Annotated in this window: 19 protein-coding genes; 15 read left to right on the forward strand and 4 right to left on the reverse strand. The window is 65.3% G+C overall.

Annotation, left to right across the window (positions count from 1 at the left end; translation table 11 throughout):
• Window positions 1-143: 143 nt before the first annotated feature.
• Together rhaI and LB518_RS09225 are read right to left on the reverse strand one after the other, a co-directional pair.
• Complete coding sequence (gene rhaI, locus LB518_RS09220) at window positions 144-1,436, reverse strand: L-rhamnose catabolism isomerase (protein ID WP_224576328.1); 1,293 nt, start codon at window positions 1,434-1,436, stop codon at window positions 144-146.
• 89 nt (window positions 1,437-1,525) lie between these two features.
• Window positions 1,526-3,622 carry a bifunctional rhamnulose-1-phosphate aldolase/short-chain dehydrogenase gene (locus tag LB518_RS09225; protein ID WP_224576330.1) on the reverse strand — a complete coding sequence of 699 codons (2,097 nt, stop codon included), beginning with the start codon at window positions 3,620-3,622 and terminating at the stop codon, window positions 1,526-1,528.
• A gap of 290 nt (window positions 3,623-3,912) precedes the next feature.
• Here LB518_RS09225 and LB518_RS09230 point away from each other — a divergent pair, with 290 nt between their 5' ends.
• From LB518_RS09230 to LB518_RS09275, 10 genes are all read left to right on the forward strand, one after another.
• Window positions 3,913-4,722, forward strand: coding sequence for a DeoR/GlpR family DNA-binding transcription regulator (locus LB518_RS09230; protein ID WP_224576331.1), 810 nt, complete (start codon window positions 3,913-3,915; stop codon window positions 4,720-4,722).
• Entirely contained in the window at window positions 4,719-6,281 is a 1,563-nt protein-coding gene (locus LB518_RS09235; protein WP_224576333.1) for a sugar ABC transporter ATP-binding protein, read from the forward strand. Before LB518_RS09230 ends, LB518_RS09235 begins: the two co-directional genes overlap by 4 nt.
• Window positions 6,278-7,264: an ABC transporter permease gene (locus LB518_RS09240; RefSeq protein ID WP_224576334.1), complete on the forward strand. Its 987-nt coding sequence runs from the start codon at window positions 6,278-6,280 to the stop codon at window positions 7,262-7,264. The genes LB518_RS09235 and LB518_RS09240 overlap by 4 nt, the downstream gene beginning before the upstream one ends.
• A gap of 5 nt (window positions 7,265-7,269) precedes the next feature.
• On the forward strand, window positions 7,270-8,220 hold the full coding sequence (locus LB518_RS09245; protein ID WP_502845812.1) for an ABC transporter permease: 951 nt from the start codon (window positions 7,270-7,272) through the stop codon (window positions 8,218-8,220).
• A gap of 74 nt (window positions 8,221-8,294) precedes the next feature.
• Window positions 8,295-9,395, forward strand: coding sequence for an autoinducer 2 ABC transporter substrate-binding protein (locus LB518_RS09250; RefSeq protein WP_224576336.1), 1,101 nt, complete (start codon window positions 8,295-8,297; stop codon window positions 9,393-9,395).
• Window positions 9,396-9,471: 76 nt separating this feature from the next.
• Window positions 9,472-10,530 carry a class II aldolase/adducin family protein gene (locus LB518_RS09255; protein ID WP_224576338.1) on the forward strand — a complete coding sequence of 353 codons (1,059 nt, stop codon included), beginning with the start codon at window positions 9,472-9,474 and terminating at the stop codon, window positions 10,528-10,530.
• Window positions 10,527-11,906 carry an FGGY-family carbohydrate kinase gene (locus tag LB518_RS09260; protein WP_224576340.1) on the forward strand — a complete coding sequence of 460 codons (1,380 nt, stop codon included), beginning with the start codon at window positions 10,527-10,529 and terminating at the stop codon, window positions 11,904-11,906. The genes LB518_RS09255 and LB518_RS09260 overlap by 4 nt, the downstream gene beginning before the upstream one ends.
• 71 nt (window positions 11,907-11,977) lie before the next feature.
• Window positions 11,978-13,351, forward strand: coding sequence for an FGGY-family carbohydrate kinase (locus tag LB518_RS09265; protein WP_224576342.1), 1,374 nt, complete (start codon window positions 11,978-11,980; stop codon window positions 13,349-13,351).
• Between the two features lie 70 nt (window positions 13,352-13,421).
• A complete protein-coding gene (locus LB518_RS09270; RefSeq protein ID WP_224576344.1) occupies window positions 13,422-14,975 on the forward strand; it encodes a serine hydrolase in 1,554 nt (517 codons plus the stop codon).
• 104 nt (window positions 14,976-15,079) lie between these two features.
• A complete protein-coding gene (locus tag LB518_RS09275) occupies window positions 15,080-15,481 on the forward strand; it encodes a DUF4260 domain-containing protein (protein WP_224576346.1) in 402 nt (133 codons plus the stop codon).
• Here LB518_RS09275 and LB518_RS09280 read toward each other — a convergent pair.
• Complete coding sequence (locus LB518_RS09280; RefSeq protein WP_224576348.1) at window positions 15,478-16,320, reverse strand: MurR/RpiR family transcriptional regulator; 843 nt, start codon at window positions 16,318-16,320, stop codon at window positions 15,478-15,480. The two genes, LB518_RS09275 and LB518_RS09280, sit on opposite strands and share 4 nt — an antisense overlap.
• A 181-nt stretch (window positions 16,321-16,501) precedes the next feature.
• On the opposite strand from LB518_RS09280, the gene LB518_RS09285 reads away from it, so the two are divergent.
• The 5 genes from LB518_RS09285 to LB518_RS09305 all read left to right on the forward strand — a co-directional run bounded on the left by LB518_RS09285 (window position 16,502) and on the right by LB518_RS09305 (window position 23,211).
• Window positions 16,502-17,341 (forward strand): N-formylglutamate amidohydrolase, encoded by an 840-nt coding sequence (locus tag LB518_RS09285; protein WP_224576350.1) that lies wholly within the window; start codon window positions 16,502-16,504, stop codon window positions 17,339-17,341.
• A 172-nt stretch (window positions 17,342-17,513) separates the two neighbouring features.
• Entirely contained in the window at window positions 17,514-19,067 is a 1,554-nt protein-coding gene (locus tag LB518_RS09290) for an amino acid permease (RefSeq protein WP_224576352.1), read from the forward strand.
• 73 nt (window positions 19,068-19,140) lie between these two features.
• The gene (locus tag LB518_RS09295) at window positions 19,141-20,505 is read left to right on the forward strand and encodes a glutamine synthetase family protein (RefSeq protein ID WP_224576354.1); all 1,365 of its coding nucleotides are present in this window, start codon (window positions 19,141-19,143) and stop codon (window positions 20,503-20,505) included.
• Window positions 20,506-20,561: 56 nt separating this feature from the next.
• Window positions 20,562-21,965 carry an aldehyde dehydrogenase family protein gene (locus LB518_RS09300; protein WP_224576356.1) on the forward strand — a complete coding sequence of 468 codons (1,404 nt, stop codon included), beginning with the start codon at window positions 20,562-20,564 and terminating at the stop codon, window positions 21,963-21,965.
• Between the two features lie 70 nt (window positions 21,966-22,035).
• Window positions 22,036-23,211, forward strand: a complete 1,176-nt coding sequence (locus LB518_RS09305; protein ID WP_224576358.1) for an iron-containing alcohol dehydrogenase — start codon at window positions 22,036-22,038, stop codon at window positions 23,209-23,211.
• A 15-nt stretch (window positions 23,212-23,226) separates the two neighbouring features.
• On the opposite strand, the gene LB518_RS09310 is transcribed toward LB518_RS09305, so the two are convergent.
• The gene (locus LB518_RS09310; protein WP_224576361.1) at window positions 23,227-24,129 is read right to left on the reverse strand and encodes a LysR family transcriptional regulator; all 903 of its coding nucleotides are present in this window, start codon (window positions 24,127-24,129) and stop codon (window positions 23,227-23,229) included.
• Window positions 24,130-24,148: the final 19 nt, after the last annotated feature.

Below are 24,148 nucleotides of genomic sequence, written 5' to 3' on the forward strand. Positions count from 1 at the left end.
GACGACGAGCGCCGCACTGAAATCCGTCCCGCGCACGACCCCGGTGGGTCAGGCTCAAGCGCGAGCCTAGCCGTTCCGGCGCGCCCGGAGAAGAGGCAAGCGCCGCCGATTGTTGCTGAAGGTGACCAGTGTCACAGCGACATTCAGACGATGCCGCTCGAACTGCCCCCTGAGGATGGCCGCTGCTCGGTGACGCGGGCGCGGTAGCCGGAAGCCCGATAGGCGCCGATCGGATCGATTGCACCGCCCTTGGCAAGCCGCGCCTTGGCGATGATCGGCCCGACATCGGTGGTGAAGGCCCGCTTCAGTGTCTGGTTGGCCATCAGCGCGTCATTGACGTCCTGATAGCCGGCAAGAACCGAACGGTCGACAAGCAGCGCCTGCGCATAGGCGCGGAGGATCTCGATGGCACTGGCCATCAGGCTCTCGATCGGATCGGTGACGTTGTGCGACTGGTCGATCATGTAGGCCGGCTTGAAACCCGCCGCCTTGCGATGATCCGCATCGACCAGTTCGTTGAAGATCAGGAACAGCTGGAACGGGTTGATCGAACCGGCATCAAGATCGTCGTCGCCATATTTCGAATCGTTGAAATGGAAGCCGGCGAGCTTCTCGAACTGGATCAGCCGCGCGACGATCATCTCGATATTGACGTTCGGCGCATGGTGGCCGAGATCCACCAGGCAGAAAGCCTTCGGACCGAGTTCCTGCGCGATCAGATAGTTGGTGCCCCAGTCCTGCACGACGGTCGAATAGAAGGCCGGCTCATAGAGCTTGTGCTCGGTGAAGACACGCCAGTCATCCGGCAACGCCGCGTAGACCGACTTCATCGCGTCGAGATAGCGCTCGAAGGCCCGCGTGAAATTCGACTGGCCGGGAAAGTTCGATCCATCGCCGACCCAGACGGTGAGCGCCTTGGAGCCGAGTACCTTGCCGATCTCGATCGTCTCGATGTTGTGCTCGACCGCCTGCTGGCGAACGGCGGCATCGGCATGCGACAGCGAGCCGAACTTGTACGAGAGCGCCTGGTCCTTGGCGTCCGAGAACGTGTTGGAGTTCATGGCGTCGAAGCCAAGGCCGAGCTGATCGCCCTTCGCCTTGATCTCGGAAGGATCGGCCTTGTCCCAGGGGTTGTGCAGCGAGACGGTCGGCGTCGAGCGCGTCAACTGGTGGATGACGGCGCAGTCGTCGAGCTTCTCGAAGATGCCGCGCGGCTCGCCCGGCCCGGCAAAGCGGGCGAAGCGGGTGCCGCCGGTACCGACACCCCAGGACGGGATCGCCACGGCGAACGACGCGACCTTTCGGGTGATGGCGTCGATATCGATGCCGCGCCGGTCGAGCTGTTCGCCGAGCGAGGCATAGTCGTTGGCGAGCGCCGCCTCGCTGGCCTTGTTGTTCTCGGCAAGGAGGTCGGCGGAAATCGGAAGATCGGTCATGCTGCGGGTCCTCCCCGGTCTGTTGTCAGCGCTGCGCAGTCCGCCCCGTCATGGCCCAGGGCGAGGCCTGGGCACGACAGGACGAGGCGTCAGCGCGTGAAGCTGATCGCGTTGCCTGCGTCCACATTGATGATGTTGCCAGTCGACTTGGCGGAAAGGTCGGCGGCAAGGAAGAAGGCGGCCTCGGCGATGTCCTCCGGGAAGACCGAGCGCTTCAGCAGCGAGCGGTTCCGGTAGAATTCCTCGAGATCGTCCTCGCCGATCTTGTTGGAAGAGGCACGCTGCTGGCGCCACTCGCCCTGCCAGATCTTCGAGCCGCGCAGCACGGCGTCAGGATTGATCGTGTTGACGCGGATGCCGAACGGCGCACCTTCGAGCGCCAGGCAGCGGGCGAGATGGATCTCGGCCGCCTTGGCGGTGCAATAGGCAGACGCGCCAGCCGAGGCGGCAAGACCGTTCTTCGAGGCGATGAAGACGATCGACCCGCCGAGCTTCTGCGTCTTCATGATCCGATAAGCGGAGCGCGAGACGAGGAAATAGCCGGTGGCGAGGATCGCGATGTTGCGATCCCAGGTCTCGAGCGTGGTTTCTTCGAACGGCGCGGCCGAGGAAATGCCGGCGTTGGAAACAAGGATGTCGATGCCGCCGAATGCGAGCAGCGTCTCGTGGAACGCCTTCTCGACGTCGCTCTCGCTGGTGACATTCGCGATCACGCCGCGGATATTGTCCTTGCCGAACGCCTTGCCGAACGAGGCCACGGTGTCGTCGAGCGCCTTCTGGTCGATATCGGCGATCATCACGACCGCACCCTCGCGCAGATAGCGCGCGGCCGTCGCCGAGCCGATGCCGCCGGCGCCGCCGGTGATGAAGGCGATGCGGCCGGCGAGGCTCTTCGGCTTCGGCATGCGCTGGAGCTTTGCTTCCTCCAGCAGCCAATATTCAATGTCGAAGGCTTCCTGCTCGTCGAGGCCGACATAGGTCGACACCGTCGAGGCGCCGCGCATCACATTGATCGCGTTGACATAGAACTCGCCGGAAATGCGGGCCGTCGCCTTGTCGCGGGCAAAGGTGATCATGCCGACGCCGGGGATCAGGTAGACGACGGCGTTCGGATCACGCATCGCCGGGCTGTCCGGATGCTTGCAGCGCTCGTAATAGGCCGCGTAGTCGGCGCGATAGGCGTCGAGCGCGCTATCGAGGCCGGCGATCACCGCGTCAATATTGTCGGCGGCCGGATCATAATCGAGCACCAGCGGACGGATCTTGGTGCGCAGGAAATGGTCCGGGCACGACGTGCCGAGCGCCGCAAGCGCCTTCAGATCTGCGGAATTGACGAATTCGAGCACAGCTGGCTGATCGTCGAAATGGCCGATCTTCGATTCCGTCTTGCCGATCCGGCCGCGGATCTCGGGCATAAGGCGCGTGGCGACGGCGCGGCGTTTCTCGGCATCGGCCGAAGAGGCGACCGAGCCGCCGAAGATCGCCTTGCCTTCGGTTTCCTTGGCGAACCAGGCGATCGCCTTGTTGATGATCTCGAGCGTCAGCTCGTAGCAATCCTTGGCGTTGTCGGCCCAGGTGAACAGCCCGTGGCTTTCCAGCACGACGCCCTTGGCGTTCGGGTTCTCATTGGCGAATTTCGACAGCCAGAGGCCGAGTTCGAAGCCGGGGCGCTTCCAGGGCAGCCAGCCGATCTCGTCGCCATAGATCGCCTTGGTCAGCTCCTTCGAATTCTTCGAAGCAGCGATGGCGATGATCGCGTCGGGATGCATGTGGTCGACATGCTTGTACGGCACATAGGCGTGCAGAGGCGTATCGATCGAGGCGGCGCGCGGGTTGAGATTATAGGTGCAGTGCGGCAGCAGGCCGACCATTTCGTCCTCATAGGCGAGGCCGCGATAGATGCCCTTCAGCGCTTCAAGCTTCGACTGGTAGAGCGTCGCGAAGCCGTCGAGCTTGATCGAGCCGACATCGCCGCCCGAACCCTTGACCCAGAGCACGGTGACGTCCTCGCCGGTGAGCGGATCCTTCTCCGTCACCTTGGCCGACGTGTTGCCGCCGCCGAAATTCGTGATGCGCTTGTCGGAGCCGAGGAGATTGGAACGATACAGCAGGAGCTCGGACTCATTCATTCCGGCCGCCGTGGCATCGTCCCAGCGATTGTCGAGAAGGAGTGAAGTGCCTGTCATGATCGGAAATGCCTGTTTTCGGAGCCAGGCCGGCTGGCGCCTCGCCCGGCCGACACGCAAAGACGCGCCGCGACGGATGCCGGGCGGGTTGAATGCTCCAGCTTTCTCAGGCGAACGCGACCTTGTCAATCATGAGCGATCACAAACAATCATATTGCGTCGCAATATGCCTAAATATCCGGCTGCTGCGGCGCGATATCCCTGTGCTGCGACGCGGTATAAGTGGTTTTGATCGAAATTGATTGACAAGGCTTCACCTGCCTGCAAGATCAACCGGTCTGGGAGGGCACATGCACGAAATCGAGCGCCAGCGGATCATTCTGAGCGAGATCGCCGACCGCCCGGTCGTGACGGTCGGCCAGTTGGTCGAGCTGACGGGCGCCTCCGAGGCGACCATCCGACGCGACATCAACGCACTCCACCAGGACGGCAAGCTGCACAAGGTGCGCGGCGGCGCCGAGGCGCTGCATCCGCCGCAGCTGGTTGGCATCGGCGGGCGCCACTTCGCGGTCAGCGAAGAGATGAACGTCGCCCAGAAGCGCGCCATCGCAAAGGCGGCGGTCGATCTTTGCGAGGATGGCGATTCCATCATCATCAATGGCGGCACCACCACCTTTCAGATGGTGGATCATCTCGCCAGCCGCCGCATGCAGATCCTGACCAATTCCTTCGCCATCGCCGAAACGCTGGTCCGCACCTCGAAGAACACGATCATCCTGCCGGGCGGCGCCGTCTATCGCGAGCAGAGCCTGATCCTGTCGCCGTTCGAGAACGACGTGACGCGGAATTTCTATGCCCGGCGGATGTTCATGAGCGCGCAGGGCGTCAGCCCGATCGGCATCATGGAAGGCGATCCGCTGCTCATTCAGGCCGAGCAGAAGCTGATCAACCAGGCCGACGAGCTGATCCTGCTGCTGGATTCGTCAAAATTCGAGCGGCGATCCTCGCTCATCCTCTGCGCGCTCGACCGCGTCGGCATGATCATCACGGACAATGGCATCAAGAATAGCGACGCCAAGCTGATCGGCGAGGCCGGCGTGCGCCTGCTGGTCGTCGAGCCCGATCCGACCGAAGTCTCCGAGGCAATGGGAACGCCATGACCACGACCCTCGCAACGGACGACGCGTCGGCGATGCCACTCGTCCAGCTCCGCAACATCTCGAAGACCTTCGCCGGCATCAAGGTTCTGAAGAATGTCGATTTCGACGTTCGCAGCGGCGAGGTTCACGCGCTGCTCGGCGAGAATGGCGCTGGAAAATCGACGCTGATCAAGATCCTCTCCGGCTTCCACCATCCGGACGAGGGCGGCGAGATCGTCGTCAACGGCGCGCCGGTCGCCTTCTCGGCGCCGCGCGACGCCCGCAGTGCCGGCATAGCGACGGTCTATCAGGAATTGCTGCTGTTTCCGGACATGACGGTCGCCGAGAACATCTTCATCGGCCACGCGCCGCGCGCCGGCTTCGCACTCGACTGGAACGAGATGCGCCGCCGCGCCCGCGCCCTTCTCGATGATTTAGATAGCCCCGACCTCGACGTCGATGCCCGGGTCGGCGGCCTTTCGGTCGCCAATCGGCAGCGCGTCGAAATCGCCAAGGCGCTGTCGCAGGACGCGCGGCTCCTCATCATGGACGAGCCGACCGCCTCGCTGGCCGACGCCGATGTGCGGCGGCTGCTGGATGTCGTCCGGCGGCTCAGGGAGCGTGGCGTCGCCATCATCTATATCAGCCACCGCATGCCCGAGATCTTCGCGCTGGCCGACCGCGTCACGGTGCTTCGCGATGGCGCGCTGATCGGAACGCGGCCGATCGCCGAAGTCGACGATGCCGCCCTCGTCTCCATGATGGTCGGCCGGTCGATCGACCAGTTGTTCCCGAAAGTCACGGTGCCGATCGGCGCACCGGTGCTCGAGCTCCGCAACGTCTCGTTCAAGGACGAGGTCAGGGACATCTCGCTCGTGCTCCGCGCCGGCGAGATCCTCGGCATCGCCGGCCTTGTCGGATCGGGACGCACCGAACTCGCGCTAACCATCTTCGGCATCACCCCCGCCACATCGGGCGAAATCCTTCTCAACGGGTCGCCGGTCGTGATCCGGAGCCCCGAGCAGGCACGCGACATCGGGATCGCCTATGTGCCGGAGGATCGCGGGCTGCAGGGCCTCGTCAAGGCCCAGACCATCCGCGAAAACGTCTCCATGGCGCTGCTCTCGCGCATCTCGAAGGCCTCGATCGTCAACCGGGCGCTCGAATCCAGCATGGCTCGCGATGCCATCACCCGTTTCGGCATCCGCGCCCGTGGCCCCGAGCAGCGCGCCGGCCAGCTTTCCGGCGGCAACCAGCAGAAGGTCGTGCTCGCCAAATGGGTCGCGACCAATCCGAAGGTGCTCATCATGGATGAACCGACGCGCGGCATCGATGTCGGCGCCAAGTCGGAAATCCATGCCCTGATGTGCAAGCTCGCCGGGGAAGGTCTCGCGGTGATCATGATTTCGAGCGAACTGCCGGAAGTGCTCGGCATGAGCGATCGCATTCTCGTCATGAATGGTGGCCGCATGGTCAAGACCTTCGACCGCAGCGAAGCGACGCCGGATGTCGTCGGCGCCGCGATGACCCATGCCGGCGCAGCCCATGCCCGCGCCGAACAGGCAGGGAGCGCGGCATGAGCCTCGATATCGCCGCGCCCCGCCGGTCGGCCTCGACGGGTATCTTCGCCCGGACGATCAGCACCTATGGCCAGGAATTCATCATCCTCGCCGCCATCGTCGCGTTGTTCGTGGTCGTGGGGCTGATCGCGCCCCGCTTCGTCAGCCAGACCAATCTCACCAGCATCTTCAGTGGCAATGCCTATATCGCCGTCGCGGCGATCGGCATGTCGATGGTGATCATCTCGGGCCATATCGACGTTTCCGTCGGATCGCTGATCGGCGTGCTCGCCACGATCGCCGGAACGCTCGCGGTCAACGGCTATCCGATCTGGTTCGCCTGGTGCGCGCCGATCGCGGTCGGCATGGTCATCACCTCGCTGATTGGTGTGCTCGTTGCCTATGTGCGCATCCCTTCGATCGTGGTCACGCTCGGCATGCTGTCCATTCTCAAGGGCGGCCTGATCAGCGTGACCGGCGGCGCCTGGATCACCAACCTGCCGCCGGACTTCCTGATCGCGCAGTTCCGCCTGTTCGGCGTGCCCTCGCCGGTCTGGTTCATGCTCGGCCTGACGCTCGTCGCGGCGATCTTCATGCGCTACACCGCCTTCGGCCGGTCGATCTATGCGATCGGCGGCAATGCCGAGGCGGCGCGTGTTGCGGGCATCCGCGTTGAGCGCCAGACGGTCGCGATCTTCGCCATCCACGGCTTCTTCGCGGGGATCGCGGCGATCCTGTTCGCGACGCAGCTACAGGTCATTCAGTCGACTGTACCAGCCGGCCTCGAACTCACCGTCATCACCGCCTCGGTGGTCGGCGGTGTCTCGATCCTCGGCGGAACCGGCACCGTCGTCGGCTCGACACTCGCCGCCATTCTCTTCGCCGCGATCGGCTCCTCGCTGATCTTCCTCAATGTCTCGGCCTATTGGCTGCGCTCGGTGCAGGGTCTCCTGATCCTCGCCACCGTTCTCGCCGACATGGCCCGCCGCCGCGGGGTCAAGTGATCGCCATGACCATGACGCTCCGTTCCTTCCTGCGCCACGAGGCGGTGCTCGGCCTGATGCTGGTCATCGTGCTGTTCCTGCTGGCCCAGCAGTCCGACAAGTTCTTCACGACGGCCAACATCCTGAATCAGGGTCGCCTGATGACGGAAGTCGGCCTGATCGCGCTGCCGATGACCTTCGTCATCATCACCGGCGGCATCGATCTGTCGGTCGGATCGATCCTCGGCCTCTGCGCCATCCTGCTCGGCGTCTTCTGGCATAATCTCGGCCTGCCGCTGCCGGTCGCCATGGTGCTGGCGATCGTCGTCGGCGGCATCGCCGGTCTCGTCAACGGGCTGATCATCACGCGCTTCAAGGTGCCGCCGCTGATCGCGACGCTCGCGACCTTGGCGCTCTATCGCGGCCTTGCGGAGGGCATCAGCCAGGCACGGTCCGTGCGCGGCTATCCGGACTGGTTCTTCGTGCTCGGCCAGGGCGAAGTGCTCGGTGTGCCGACCCAGCTCTGGATTCTCGTGATCTTCGCGATCATCGCCGCCGCCATCCTTGGCCTCACCACCTTCGGCCGCGCCACCTATGCCGTCGGCGCCAACGAGACCGCCGCGCGCTTCTCGGGCATCAATGTCGATCGCACCAAGCTGCTGATCTATACCGGCGCCGGCCTCATCTCGGGCCTCGCCGCGGTGATCTTCGTCTCGCGCGTCTCGACGACGCGCTCCGACATGGGCACGGGCGTGGAGCTCGACGTCATCACGGCGGTGGTGCTCGGCGGCACGTCGATCTTCGGCGGGCGCGGCACCATCATCGGCACGGCGGTCGGCCTGATCCTCGTGCAGGCACTCAAGAACGGTCTCGCCCTTTCGGGCGTCAAGGGCGACGGCACGATCGTCGTCATCGGCCTTGTCCTGATCCTCGCCATCCTGGCGACCAACCTCTTCAGCCGCAACGGCGACGGCTGATCGCATACCGACTGCGGAAGAAGGAGCCTCGCCGACAACGGCTCCACCGAAACATGTTCGAGGAGGAGATGAACATGAAGAAGACATTGTTGCTCGCAGCTGGCCTGGTCCTGGCCAGCTCGGCGTCCTACGCGGCGACCTGGACCGGCGGCGACGAGCTGCCGACCAATCCGCTCGCTTGCGACGCCACCCCCGGCACCGTCTCCGCCAAGCCATATGATGGCGGCGTCCCGACCAATCCGCCGGATCGCAAGGACAAGAAGATCACCGTCGTCGACATTCCGAAGCTGATCGGCATCGGCTATTTCAATGCCACGTCGAAGGGCATCGCCGACGCCGCCAAGGAACTTGGCAACATGGATGCCAAGACCGACGGCCCGACCAAGGCCAATATCGACGAGCAGATCACCTTCATCGACAACTACGTGACCTCGGGCGTCGATGGCATCCTGTTCGCCGCCAATGATCCCGTCGCGATCGCACCCGTGCTGAAGAAGGCACTCGCGGCCGGCATCAATGTCGTCGGCTACGACGCCAATTCTACCCCCGACGCCCGCCAGTGGTTCGTCAACCAGGCCGAGTTCAACGGCATCGGCAAGGCGATGATCGATTCGCTCGCCAAGGAAATCGGCGAGGACGGTTCGTTCGCCATCGTCACCTCGACCTTCACCACGCCGAACCAGGCGCGCTGGATCGCCGAGATGGGCGCCTATGCCGAGAAGTGCCATCCCAACCTGAAGTGGCTGGAGACGGTCGAGGCCCAGGAGGACAACGTCCTTTCGTTCAACCAGGCCACCACGCTGATCAACAAGTATGGTGACCAGCTGAAGGGCATCGTCGGCATGACCTCAGTCGCGACCCCGGCTTCGGCCGAGGCGGTGACGCAGGCCGGCCAGTGCGGCAAGGTCGCCGTCGTCGGCCTCGCCACGCCGAACGCGATGAAGCCTTATGTCGAAAAGGACTGCGTCAAGTCGGTCGTCCTGTGGAACCCCGTCGATCTCGGCTATGCAGCGGCCTATGTGCTGCGCGCCGCGGCTGACGGCACGCTGAAGCCGGGCGACACGTCCGTGAAGGCCGGCAAGCTCGGCGAACTGCAGGTCGTCAACGGCTCCGAGATCCTGCTCGGCGCGCCGTTCGTGTTCGACAAGGCCAATATCGGCCAGTTCGACTTCTAGTTCGGATCGACCACCGCGCGAGGCATGGCGAACCCATGCCTCGCGTTTCCATGTCAGCCAGATGCGGAGAAGGGATGTGGCCGGTCCATCGCGCCTCGAAGCGCTCGTCGCCCTGTCGGCTCGCCTCGGCCGCGACCCTTTGAAGACGCAGGCCGCAGGCGGGAATACCTCGCTGAAGCAAGGTGATGCCCTCTGGATCAAGGCTTCCGGCACCTGGCTTGCCGAGGCCGAGACGCGCGACATCTTCCTGCCGGTCGCGCTTGCGCCGCTTCGAGCCGCCATCGCGGCCAATGACTCGCGCGCCGCCAAGGCGACCGATTTCGTCGTCGCGGAGGACAATCCGCTCGGGCTTCGTCCCTCGGTCGAGACATCGGTGCACGCTGTCTTCTCATTCGCCGCCGTGCTGCATGTCCACTGCATCGAGACCGTGGCGCTCGCCGTCCGCACGGATGCGGCCGCGGTGATCGCCGACCGTCTCCGATCGCTCGACGATGTCGCCCACTGCCATATCCCCTACCTGAAGCCCGGCCTTCCGCTCGCCCGCGCCATCCAGTCCGCAGCACGACCCGGCACCAATGTCGTGACGCTCGGCAATCACGGCCTCATCGTCGCGGCGGATGATGTCGAGGCGGCCGGCGAACTGCTCGGTCGCGTCTCGAAGGCGCTCGCCAGCCCCGCACGCGCCGCGCCCGAGGCGGACACTGCGGCGCTCGCCGCGCTTGCCGATGGCTCCGACTGGCGGCTGCCCGCCGATCCCTTGGCGCATGCCACCGCGACTGACCCGATCCGGCTCGCGATCGCGCTGACGGGTTCGCTCTATCCAGATCACGTCGTCTTTCTCGGCAGCGCCGTCGCGGTCCTTCCCGAGGACACCAGGCCGGCCGATTTCACCAGCCTCGCAGCCGTGCCGCAGATGTTGCTGGCCGTTCCGGGCAAAGGCGTCCTGATCCATCGCGACGTCCTGCGCGGCGGCGACGATCTCGCCCGGGCGCTGGCCGAGGTGACGGGCCGGATCGCCGAGAACACGGCGCTGCGCGTTCTTACGACCGATGAGGAGCGTGAATTGTTCAACTGGGACGCCGAGATTTACCGGCGCGCGCTCGCCGCAACAGCCACAGCCTCACCGCAATCATGACGGCGAAACCGGCCGCTATCGCCGTCCTCGACATCGGCAAGTCGAATACCAAGCTCGCGCTCATCGATCGCGGCAGCCGCGCTATCCTGTCGATCAGCACGATGAAGAATATCGTGCGCGCCGGGCCGCCCTACCCGCATTTCGATGTCGAGACGATCTGGGCATGGCTGATCGATGGCCTCGCCGAGGTGAGCGCGACCATCGATGTCGAGGTCATCGCCGTCACGACGCATGGCGCCGCGATCGCGGTGCTGGACGAGGACGGTCTGGCGCTTCCCGTGCTCGACTATGAGCATCCCGGACCGGACGCCGTGGCGGAGTCCTACCGCGCGGTGCGCGGTGATTTCACCGAGATTCTGTCGCCCGACCTGCCTGGCGGTCTCAATGCCGGACGCCAACTCTTCTGGCTCGCGCGGACCTTTCCAGACGATTTTTCCCGGGCAACAACGATCCTGCCCTATCCGCAATATTGGGTCTGGCGGCTGACGGGCCGGCGCGTCGCCGAGCCGACCTCGTTCGGCGCCCATTCCGACCTCTGGAATGCCACCGCCGCGAGCTATTCCAGCCTTGCCATGCGCGAGGGCTGGGCGGATCTGTTTCCGCCCCGGATCGCGCCCTGGGACGACGTCGGCCCCGTCCGGCCCGAGATTGCCGCGGCCGCGCGGCTGCCGGCGCGCTGCCGCGTCGTCGCCGGCATCCATGACAGCAATGCCAGCCTACTGCCGCATATCCTTTCGCGCCCGCTGCCCTTCGCCGTCATATCGACCGGCACCTGGATGATCACGTTTGCCGCTGGCGGCCGCCTCGACCGCCTCGACCCGACCCGCGGCGGCCTCGCTTATGTCGATGCCTTCGCGAGGCCGGTGCCATCCACCATGTCGATGACGGGTCGCGAATTCGAGATCCTGACCGGTGGGCGCGCGAGCGCTCCGAGCGACGATGAGATCGCCCGTATTCTCGACGAACGGATCATGGCGCTGCCCAGCTTCGTTCCGGGCGCCGGCCCCTATGGCCAGCGACAGGGCCGCTGGTCGCATGATCCCGAAACGCTCACGGATGGCGAGCGGACGGCCGCCGCGAGCCTCTACGCCGCCCTTGTCGCCGACACGTCGCTGCGGCTTGCCGGCGCTGAAGGTCCCGTCCTGATCGAAGGCCCGCTGGCCAAGAGCCCGCTCTTCCTTGCGGCGCTCGCGGTGCTGGTCGAGCGACCCGTGATCGGGCGTCCCGACGCCACTGGCACGACGGAAGGCGCAGCGCTCCTCGCCGACGGGCCCGAACGCGCGCGGCAGGGCGCCGCCGATCCCGCACCGGCGGCTCCGCTTGGCGGCAGCTTTGCAGCCTATGCGGCGGACTGGCGGGCCGCAGCCGGCGACTGACGATCCGCTGCGGCGACGCCGCGTCCGAATCCGGCTATCCTGCCCCCTCGTTTCACGGCAAGCAGGTTCCAATGTCGCTTCCCGAAAGCACCGTCGTCCTCGATATCGGCAAGACCAACGCCAAGCTGGCGCTGGTCGATGCCGCGACGCGCGCGATCATCGACATCCGCACGACGGCGAACGAGGTTCTCCGCGACGGGCTCTATCCACATTTCGACACGGACCGGCTCTGGTCGTGGATCGTCGCCGGCCTGAAGGACTTTTCCGCCAAGGGCACCGTCCGCTGCATTTCGACGACAACGCATGGCGCCGCCATCGCGATCGTCGGGCCGGACGGTCTGGTGCTGCCGATCCTCGACTATGAATATGCGGGCCCCTCTTCGATCGACGAGGCCTATCGACCGCTTCGGGGCGCGTTCTGGGAAACGCTGTCGCCCGATCTGCCGGGCGGGCTCAATGCCGGCAGGCAGCTCTATTGGCTCGAGGAGACATTTCCCTCAGCCTTTGGCCGCGCCAAGGCCATCCTGCCCTATCCGCAATATTGGGTCTGGCGGCTCAGCGGCGCCCTGGTCAGCGAGCCGACCTCGCTCGGTTGCCACAGCGATCTCTGGAATCCCGAAGCCGGTACATTCTCCCGCCTCGCCGAGGATCGCGGCTGGTCCAAGCTGATTCCGCCGGTCGTGCATCCGTGGGATACCGCCGGGACCCTTCGCCCGGCGCTCGCCGAAAAGACCGGGCTGCCGGCGGATTGCCGCGTCGTCGCCGGCATCCATGACAGCAATGCCAGCCTGCTGCCGCATATCCTGCGGCGCAGAACGCCGTTCACCGTGCTCTCGACGGGCACATGGCTGATCGTGTTCGCGCTCGGCGGCTCGATGGCCCATCTCGACCCGGCGCGCGATTGCCTCGCCAATGTCGACGCCTTCGGCCGGCCGGTGCCCTCTGCGCGCTTCATGGCCGGGCGCGAGTTCGAGCGCCTGACCGAGGGCGCCAAGGCCGAATCTAGCGAAGACGACATCGCGTCTGTTGTTGCCAAGGGCGCGATGGCCCTCCCCTCCTTTGCCCCGGGCACCGGCCCCTATGCCTTCCTGGAAGGCCGCTGGACCGTCGATCCGGCGACGTTGACACCGAGCGAACGGATCGCCGCGGCAAGCCTTTATTGCGCGCTGGTCGCGAGCACATGCATGACGCTGACAAGCGCAGCCGGGCCGATCATCGTCGAGGGGCCATTGTCGCGGAACCGCCTCTTCCTGTCGGCGCTCGCCACGATCGCCGACCGCCCCGTCATCGCGCGCGCCGACGCGACCGGCACGACGGAAGGGGCGGCGCTGCTTGCCGACGGCCCTGACGGCGCCGGGCCGGGCGCCCCGGATCCCGCGCCGACGGCGCCGCTTGCGACCGACATTGCAGCCTATGTCGCCGCCTGGCGCGCAGCGCTCGACTGAGACGCCGGCGCGACAGCCCCGCGCCCTTCATGCTACTTGATGTTCAATCAACTACTGGGGGAGCCCGATGATGTCGCGCAGAGGCTTGTCAATCATCGCGGGGGCGGCCACATCCGTCCTCGTCCTGCCGGGCGCCTTCGCGCAGACCGTTCACTCAGCACCGGTCACCCGCGCCGAGGTCGAGGCGGTCCTGCCGCAGTTCGAGCAACTCGTCCAGCAGGCCATTACGGACGGTCAGGTTCCCGGTCTTTCGATTGCCATCGTCGCCGAGGACCAGGTCGTCTATCTCAAGGGCTTCGGCCTCCGCGAAGTCGGCAAGCCCGAGACGGTCGACGCCGACACCGTCTTCCAGCTTGCTTCGTTCTCGAAGCCGATCTCCTCCACGGTGGTGGCCGCGGTCGTCGGCGATGGCAAGATCAGCTGGGATGCGAAGATCGCCGATCTCGATCCGTCGTTCCGCCTGTCCGAGGCGTGGCCGAGCGCAAATCTGACCGTCACCGATCTCTTTTCACATCGCAGCGGCCTGCCGGGCGATGCCGGCAACGAGCTCGAAAGCCTCGGTTTCGACCAGAAGACCATTCTGGAACGCCTCGGCCAGGTGCCGCTCAATGGCTTCCGCTCGAATTACTCCTACAGCAATTTCGGGATCACCGAGGGTGCGGTCGCCGTGGCGAAGGCGGAAGGGCAGGATTGGGCCGATCTGGCGGAAGAACGGCTCTACAAGCCGCTCGGCATGACGGCTACCTCCTCGCGCTATGCCGATTTCCTGAAGCAGCCGGACCGCGCCAGCCTGCATGTCGGCGCGATCGGCGCGTGGAAGCCGGGGCCGGCCCGTGAACCGGATGCGCAAGCGCCGGCCGGCGGCGTTTCCTCGACCGCCCGCGATCTCACAAAATGGCTGCGGCTCGAACTTTCGGGCGGCAGTTTCGATGGCAAGCCGCTGATCAATGCCGAGGCGCTCGCGGCGACGCATGTCCCGCTGATGCAGCGTGGCAAGAACCCGATCACCGGTGCGGCTTCTTTCTATGGCCGCGGCTGGAATGTCGAATTCGGCCGCTACGGCCTCTCCTGGGGCCATGCCGGCGCCTTCAGCAATGGCGCGCGCACGCTTGTCAGCATCCTGCCGGAGCGCGGGATCGGCGTCATCGTGCTCGCCAATGCCTTCCCGACCGGACTGCCCGAGGGCCTCGCCGACTCACTGTTCGACCTGATCTTCACCGGCAAGGTCCAGGAGGACTGGATCAAGAATTGGGATACGGCCTATGCAGGGCTCTACGGCCCGATGATGGAGGCCGGCAAGGCGCGCTTCGCCCATCCGCCGGCGAATGCCGGTGCGGCCCTTCCGAACGAGGCCTATGAGGGCCGCTATGCCAATGCCTATTTCGGAACGGCGGTCGTGAGCGCCGACAAGGATGGACTGACGCTTGGCCTCGGTCCTACCGGGGAGACACGCTTTCCGCTCACGCATTTCGACCGCGACCTGTTTCTGATGTATCCCGCGCCGGAAATGCCCGAATTCCCGTCAGCGGTGACCTTCAGCATCGGTTCCAACGGCAAAGCCGCGTCGATCCAGATCGAGAGCCTAGACGATCTCGGCTTCGGCACCTTGAAGCGCGTCGACTGACGACAGCCATACATTAATGTTTGGATGACAGTCGGGTTTCACGAATTCCGTTGATCGCAGCGATCGGCCAAGGTGGCTCATCGCCCACTTCAACGGAGTTCCCGATGCCAACCGCCAATCCGTCCTTCAGCCCCGCCGTCGCCGGCATCCCGCGACGCCTGTTGCAGGCCGAGGGCGCCGCCTTGCTGGCGGCCGTTGTCATCGCGTATGCCTATCTCGGCGGCAACTGGATCGTCTTCGCCGCGCTGTTCCTCGCGCCCGATCTCGCAATGCTCGGCTATCTCGGCGGAAACCGGGTCGGCGCGGCACTCTACAACGCTGTCCACACGACGCTTGCCGCCTTCGCGCTCGGCGCGGCTGGCTATCTCCTCGGCGCAGGCTGGGCCATCGATGGCGCGCTGATCCTCGCCGCCCATATCGGCTTCGACCGCATGCTCGGCTACGGCCTCAAATACGGCACCGCCTTCGGCGACACCCATCTCGGTTCGAAGGGCAAAAGGCCCTAATCCCCTTCGCGCCGGATCGTTTCGAGCGCTTCGAGACGTGCGCGGCCTTCGGCGCCGCGGGCGGTGGCGACGGCGGCGAGGAGGGCCTCGGTGATCAGCATCAGGCCAGCGCCGGAGTCCCAAACGGATGGCGCGGCGACGTGGGCGGGGAGCACATGGCGCGCCACCTTCGAGATCGGCGAAAGCCACTGGTCGGTTACGAGCACGACGCTGGCGCCACGTGCTGCCGCCCGCTCTGCAAAATCGGCGAGATCGGATGAATAGCGGCGAATATCGAACAGCACGACCACGGCGCGCTTCCGGACGTCGAGCAGTTGATCGAGCCAAGCCACCGGCTGACCGGTCACGCGCCGCACATCTGGCCTGAGCACGCGGAGATGCACCGCCATATAGTCGGCGATCGGATCGGTGAAGCGCCCGCCGAGAAGGTGAACTGGACGACGCGGATCGGACAGAAGCGCCGCCACGGCCGCGAACTCGTCGCGCGGCACATTGGCAGCCGTAGCGCGCAGATTGTCGACCGAGGCCGCGGCAAAACCCGCCAGGGGGTCATCGGCATAGCGCTGAAGGCCCTTGGTCAGCGGCGTAGCCCGCCGCGCGGCCAATTCGGCCTTCAGTTCATCCTGAAAGGCGCCGTAGCTCGGAAAACCGAGCTTGGCGATCATGCGCAGCACGGTCGGCGCGCTGACCCCCGCCGCTTCGCCGAAGCGCGCCGCCGAATCCAGTCCCGCCATCGGGAAATCGGCCAACAGGCGCTGCGCCGCCCGCTTCTCGTTCGGCGTCATCCGCCCGAGATCCCGCCGCAGCCGTTCTGCGATCGAGGCGTCGCTGTCAGTCATCTCGTCGCCCTGCCCTGCGCACCCATCGCTCCATCATCACCCTCTGCCAATTCCGGAGGCATTTGACGCCTTCATTTCAGAATTGACGCAATCCAACGCTGCTGTAACGTATCGTTCAGTCGCCCGATACGTCAAAGCACGGATATCGGCCGGCAACCCTTTTTGCGGAGCCGTGGTCGGCATGTCGAGCCTTTCGACCCCAGGTCTGGCGATGAAGCACGGCGCCGACGACGCGCCGCTTGTCAGCCCCGACGAGCCTGCGCCCGTCGAGGTCATCGCCGCACGCGCCGATCCCTTCGTCTTTGTCTGCGAGCATGCCAGCAACCGGGTCCCGCGCGCGCTCGGTGATCTCGGCCTCCCGCCTGAGGCGTTTGAGCGCCATATCGCCTGGGATCCCGGCGCGGCGCTGCTGACGCGCGCCCTTGCCCGCCGTTTTGGCGGCGCGGCCGTGTTGCAGGCCTATTCGCGCCTCGTCATCGATTGCAACCGCGCGCCAGAGCTTCCCGACGCCATCACGCCGATTTCGGAAGACACGGCCATCCCAGGCAATGGCGACCTCACTTCCGCTGATCGCGCGCGCCGCATCGACGCGGTCTGGACGCCGTTTCATGCGGCAATCGACGCTATGATGGCAGGGCGCCGCATGGCAGGCCGGCCTACGGTTTTCGTTACGCTGCACTCCTTCACGCCGGTTTATCGAGGTGTTGCCCGGCCCTGGCATGTCGGCCTCATCGAGGCTGACGATCGCCGCCTCGCCGAGCCGATGCTGGCGGCGCTCGCGGCCGATCCGGCGCGCGTCGTCGGTGACAACCAGCCTTATTCGGCCAAGGACAATGTCGACTACACGATCCGTCGGCATGGCCGCGATCGCGACCTGCCGCATGTGATGATCGAAGTGCGCAATGACCTGCTGCGGACACCCTCCGACATCGAGGCCTGGACGCGGCGGCTCGGCGACGCGCTGGCCGCAGGCACGCGCGGCCTCGGCATCGATTTCAGCGAGGCCGCGGCAGACGGCTAGAGATTGGCCGGGCCTCGGCCCGTGCCGGACGCGGCGGTACCCTTGGCGCGAAGACCAGGGACCACCGGGACGACGGTGCCGACGACAGCACCGGGAACAGTTGATGTGGGGCATCGCCTGGCGGCGATCCGGGCAGGGCCGGATCAGGCCGGGTCAGCGACGGGAGCATGGCATGAGCGTGCGCGACAGCTACAGCGATCAGGACAAGAAGGCGGACATCCACGTCCTCCATTCCATGGGATATGCGCAGGAACTGGAGCGGCGGATGAGCCGCTTTTCCAACTTCGCGATCTCGTTCTCGATCATCTGCATTCTCTCGGGCGGCATCAATTCGCTCGCCCAGGCAACCTCCGGCGCCGGCGGCGCCGCGATCGGCATCGGCTGGCCGCTCGGCTGCCTGATCTCGGGCGTCTTCGCGCTGGCGATGGCGCAGATCTCCTCCGCCTATCCAACGGCCGGCGGGCTCTATCATTGGGGCTCGATCCTCGGCAACCGCTTCACCGGCTGGCTCACCGCCTGGTTCAACCTGCTCGGTCTCGTGACCGTGCTCGGCGCGATCAATGTCGGCACCTATTACTTCTTCGTCGGCGCCTTCGGGCCGACCTTCGGCTGGGTCGACAACACCACGGATCGCGTGCTGTTCCTCGTCGTCCTGACCGGCCTGCAGGCCCTGATCAACCACATGGGCATCGGCCTGACCGCGAAGCTGACCGACTTCTCCGGCTACCTCATCTTCGTCACGGCGCTGGTGCTGGCGATCGTCTGTCTGGTCGCGGCGCCAAGCTATGACTTCGCCCGTCTGTTCACCTTCGCCAACTATTCGGGCGAGGCGGGCGGCAATGTCTGGCCGTCAGTCTCGGGCTGGTGGGTGTTCCTGCTCGGCCTGCTGCTGCCGATCTATACCATCACCGGCTATGACGCCTCGGCCCACACCTCCGAGGAGACGGTGAAGGCCGCCCATTCCGTGCCGCGCGGCATGGTCATGTCGGTGGTTTGGGCGGCCGTGTTCGGCTACATCATGCTCTGCTCGTTCGTGCTGATGATCCCGAACATGGATGACGCGGCCAAGCAGGGCTGGAACGTCTTCTTCTGGGCCATGGACTCCCAGGTGAACCCGGTCGTGAAGACGATCCTCTACCTCGCCATCTTCGTCTCGCAGTTCCTGTGCGGCCTGGCGACGGTGACATCCGTCTCGCGCATGATCTTTGCCTTCTCGCGCGACGGCGGCCTGCCGGCGTCCAAGGCGCTATCGAAGGTCAGCCCGAAATTCCGCACGCCGGTTGCAGCGATCTGGACCGGCTCGATCCTCGCGGTGCTGTTCGTTTGGGGATCCTCTTTGGTCTCGATCGGCGACACCCCTGTTTATACGATCGTCGTCTCGTGCACTGTCATCTTCCTGTTCTTCTCGTTCGCCATTCCGATCGCCCTTGGCCTCTTCGCCTATGGCACCAGCAAGTGGCCTGCGATGGGGCCATGGAATCTCGGGCGAGGCTTGTTCACTCTGTTCGGACTGCTCTCCATCGTCGCGATGGTCCTGATCTTCGTCATCGGCATCCAGCCGCCGAACGAATGGGCGCTCTACATCACGATCGGCTTCCTGGTATTGGCCGCCATCGTCTGGTTCGTCTTCGAGAACCGTCGCTTCCAGGGCCCGCCGATCGGCGACATGATCGCCAAGCGCAAGGCCGCCATCGCCGCTGCTGAAAAGGCCGTCGGCGAAGCCTGATCGCGAACCCCGAAAACGCGGGAGGGGCCGATGCCCCTCCCCTCCACCGCTTCTGACAAGATGGAACATGCCGATGGCCGGAAACATGACGCTGAAGGAACTGGAGGCGGCGATCGCCAACGGCACGATCGACACGGTGATCGTGGCCTTCCCCGACATGCAGGGCCGGCTGATTGGCAAGCGTTTCACCGGCGCCTTCTTCCTCGACAGCGCGTTGCATGAAACCCATGCCTGCAACTATCTCCTCACCGTCGACATCGACATGGAGCCTGTGCCGGGATACCAGGCGGCGAGTTGGGAGAAGGGCTATGGCGACTTCGTTCTGAAGCCAGTCGTCTCATCACTGCGCCGCATTCCCTGGCTCGAAGGCACGGCTCTGATGCTCGCCGATGTCTGCGACCATCACGGCGACGATCTCGCGCACAGCCCGCGCGCCATGCTGAAGGCGCAGCTGAAGCGGCTTTCCGAGCGCGGCATGTCGGCCTTCTTCGCCTCAGAGCTCGAATTCTACGTCTTCGACGAGACCTTCGAGGGCGCGAGCGACAAGCGCTGGCGCGATTTGAAGACGATGGGCAATTACATCGAGGACTACAACATCCTCCAGACGACCAAGAACGAACCGCTGCTCCGGGCGATCCGCAACGGACTGATGGGTGCAGGCATTCCGGTCGAAAACTCCAAGGGCGAATGGGGTCCCGGCCAGGAAGAGGTGAATGTCCGTTATGCCGAGGCGCTGGAAATGGCGGACCAGCACGTCATCATGAAGAATGGCATCAAGGAGATCGCCCATCTCCAGAACCGCGCCGTCACCTTCATGGCGAAGTGGCGCTACGACCTTGCGGGCTCCTCTTCGCATATCCACTCCTCGCTCTGGGATGCCAAGGCGAAGAAGCCCCTGTTCATGGACGCGAAGGACCCGCTCGGCATGTCAGCGACCATGAAGTCGTGGCTGGCGGGTCATCTGAGGCATGCGAGCGAGATGACCTATTTCCTCGCGCCCTATATCAATTCCTACAAGCGCTTCCAGGTCGGCACCTTCGCGCCGACCAAGGCGGTGTGGTCGGTCGACAACCGGACGGCAGGCTATCGCGTCGTCGGCGAGGGCAAGTCGATCCGCACCGAATGCCGCATTGGTGGCGCCGACCTCAATCCTTACCTCGCCTTTGCCGCGCTGATCGCCGCCGGCCTCGCCGGCATGGACGAGAAGCTGCCGCTGGAAGCAGAATTCGCGGGCGATGCCTATGGCGCAGCCGGCATCCGCGAAGTGCCGAAGACCTTGCGCGACGCGCTGGCAGCGCTCGACGGCTCCGCGATGCTGCGTTCGGTGCTCGGCGACGCCGTGGTGGAGCACTATCTCCATACCGGCCGCTGGGAGCAGTTCGAATATGACCGCCGTATCACGGACTGGGAGTTGCAGCGCGGCTTCGAGAGGTATTGATTGCCGCCATCCGCGCCGACACATGCTTGGCGACACGACCTGATCGAGGCTCATCCATGAACGCCCCCGTCCTGAAGATCGTCACGCCGGTCGACGGCTCCATCTATGCCGAGCGCCCGCTCGCCAGCGAAGCTGATGTGCTCGCCGCGCTGGAACGCGCCAAGGCGGCGCAGCGCGCCTGGCGCAGCGCCAGCATGTCTGAGCGGCAGAAGATCGCCACCGCCTTTGTCGACGCCATGGTCGCCGAGAAGGACAAGGTGGCCGAACTGCTCGCCTGGCAGATGGGCCGGCCGATCCGCTACGGCCATGGCGAGATGCGCGGCTTCGAGGAGCGCGCGCGATACATGATCGAGATCGCGCCGGCGACGCTGGCCGATATCGATGTCGGCCCGAAGGAAGGTTTCAAGCGCTTCATCCGCCGCGAGCCGCTCGGTGTCTGCCTTAACCTGCCGGCCTGGAACTTCCCTTATATGACGGCGCTCAACGCGGTGCTGCCCGCCATCCTCGCCGGCAACACCGTCGTCATGAAGCATTCGAGCCAGACGGCGCTGGTTGCCGAGCATTTCGCCTCGGCCTTCGCCATGGGCGGGCTTTGGCCGGATGTTTTCCAGTATGTGAACATGTCGCATGAGGTGACCGACAAGGTCATCCGCTCCGGCCTCGTCGACCAGGTCGGCTTCACCGGTTCGACGGCGGGCGGCCGCCACATCATGGCATCGGTCGCCGGTGCCTCAAACTTCCCGGCGACGACGCTGGAACTCGGCGGCAAGGATCCGGCCTATGTCCGGCCGGATGTGAACCTTCCCTTCGCGATCGAGAACATCGTGGATGGCGGCTTCTTCAATTCCGGCCAGTCCTGCTGCGCCATGGAACGCGTCTATGTGCATGAAAGCGTCTATGACGCCTTCGTCGAGGGCGTGGTCGCAACCGTCAACGCCTACAAGCTTGGGAGCCCGACCGATCCGGCAACCACGCTCGGCCCGGTTGTGCGTGCGGAAGCCGCGCGGTTCATCAAGGCGCAGATCGACGAAGCCGTTCATGCCGGCGCGAAGCCGCTGATCGACGCTGCCCGGTTCCCGGAGGCATCGGAAGGCACCGCCTATCTGGCGCCGCAGGTTCTTGTCGGCGTCGACCATTCGATGCGCTTCATGACCGAGGAAACCTTCGGACCGGCCTTCGGCATCATGAAGGTCACCTCGGACGAGGAAGCGATCGGTCTTATGAACGACTCGCCCTTCGGCCTCACCGCCGCCATCTGGACCGAGGACGTCGAGGCCGCCGAGAGTATCGGCGACCGCATCGAGACCGGCACCGTCTATATGAACCGCTGCGACTTCCTCGATCCGGCCCTGCCCTGGGTCGGCGTCAAGCAGACCGGCCGCGGCGCGACCCTGTCGCGTGTCGGCTACGAGCATCTCACGCGGCCGAAGGCATTCCATCTGAGGACGAAAACAGACTGACCCCCTCCGCCGTCATGCCCGGGCTTGTCCCTGACATGACGGCGGATATCCCGATTCCACGGAGACCATGATGCTCGACCAATACGCCTCGCTGACCGCCAACTGGTCCTATCCGACAGCGATCCGCTTTGGCGCGGGGCGGATCAGCGAACTGGCTGACGCTGTGAAGGCGGCCGGCATCACCAGCCCGCTATTCGTCACCGATCCTGGCCTCGTTACGCTGCCGGTCGTTGCCAAGGCCCTCGGCGTGCTCGATGCCGCCGGTCTGGCCTACACCGTGTTCTCGAAGGTCGACGGCAACCCGACCCTCGCCAATCTCGATGACGGCCTTGCCGCCTATCGCGCTGGCGGCCATGACGGCGTCATTGCCTTCGGCGGCGGTTCCGGCATGGATATCGGCAAGACCATCGCCTTCATGGCCCGCCAGACGCGCCCCGTATGGGATTTCGAGGATCGCGAAGACTGGTGGACGCGCGCCGATCCGAACGGGATCGCCCCGATCGTCGCCGTACCGACCACGTCAGGGACCGGCTCGGAAGTCGGCCGTGCAGCGGTGATCACCGATCCCGCCGACCACACGAAAAAGATCATCTTCCATCCGAAGATGCAGCCGAAGATCGTGATCGAAGACCCCGAGCTGACCCTTGGACTGCCGCCGAAGATCACGGCCTGGACGGGCATGGATGCGCTCAGCCATTCGCTCGAGGCATGGTCGAGCCCGTTCTTCCATCCGCAGTCCGCCGGCATCGCGCTGGAAGGCATGCGCCTCGTCAAGGATTGGCTGCCGATCGCCGTCAAGGATGGCAGCCGGCTCGACGCGCGCTCCTATATGCTGATCGCCTCGTCGATGGGCGCTGTCGCCTTCCAGAAAGGCCTTGGTGCGATGCACGCGATGAGCCATCCCTGCTCCAGCTTGCGCGGCACGCATCATGGCCTGACCAATGCCGTCGTGATGCCCTATGTCCTTGCCCACAACGCGCCTGTGATCACCGACAAGCTGGCGGCGCTGGCGCGCTATCTCGACCTGCCGGGCCAGTCGGCGGCGAGCGTTATCGACTGGGTGCTGGCGCTCCGCGTGGAACTCGGCATTCCGCACACGCTGAAGGAGATCGGTGTCGACGAAAGCGTCCTCCCGGACGCTGCCAGGATGGCCGAGCACGACCCGTCGAATGGCGGCAATCCCATCGCGATCGGCGAAAAGGAATATGAAACGCTGTTCCGGCGCGCGATCGAAGGCACCGTCTGAGGATCCAGCCTCCGGCTACGCCGGACGGCTCTTTATATAATCGACGAAGGCCCGGAGCGGCGGCGGCACCAGCCGGCGCCCCGGAAAATACAGGAAGGGGCCGGTGAAGCTCAGCCACCAGTCCTCGAGTACGGGCTCAAGCGTACCGGCGTCGAGATGCGGGCGCAGCCAGGTTTCGAAAGCCGCGACGATGCCGACCCCGCCGAGCGCGATATCAATGGCAAGGCCGATCTCGCCCGCCGGCCGGATTTCGAACGGCCCCGGCGGATCGACATGCACGACCTCATCGCCACGCTGGAATTCCCACGGATGGCGCGCTCCGCTGGAAAAGCGGAAGCGCAGGCAGTCGTGGCCGAGAAGGTCGCGCGGATGGCTCGGCCTGCCCCGGCGATCGAGATAGGACGGCGCGGCGGCGACGGCAAAACGCTGCACGCGTGGACCGATCGGAACCGCGATCATGTCCTGCTCCAGCCGCTCGTCATAGCGGATGCCGGCGTCGCAGCCGGCGGCGATCAGATCGACGAAACTGTCCTCGGCCGTGATCTCCAACCGGATCTCGGGATAGGTGGCGAGAAAACCGGGCACGATCGCCGGCAGCACCAGCCGCACCGCCGCGACGGGGACATTGAGGCGGAGCGTGCCGGCGGGCCGGTCGCGATAGCCGTCGACGATGTCGAGCGCGGCCCGCACCTCGCCCAGCGCGGGCTCCAGCCGATCGAGCAGACCCTGTCCTGCCTCGGTGGCGCGCACGCTGCGCGTCGTGCGGTTGAGGAGGCGGAGGCCGAGTTGCTGTTCGAGTCGACGCACGGCCTCGCTGAGGCTCGATGCGCTCACGCCCTCGACGCGTGCGGCTTCACGGAAGCCGCCAGCCCGTGCGACAGCCACGAACGCATCGAGATCGCCGAGATCGGTCTTCATTGTTCGCCTTTCCGTACAG

Source organism: Mesorhizobium sp. BR1-1-16 (assembly GCF_020165495.1).
Taxonomy (GTDB): Bacteria; Pseudomonadota; Alphaproteobacteria; order Rhizobiales; family Kaistiaceae; genus Kaistia.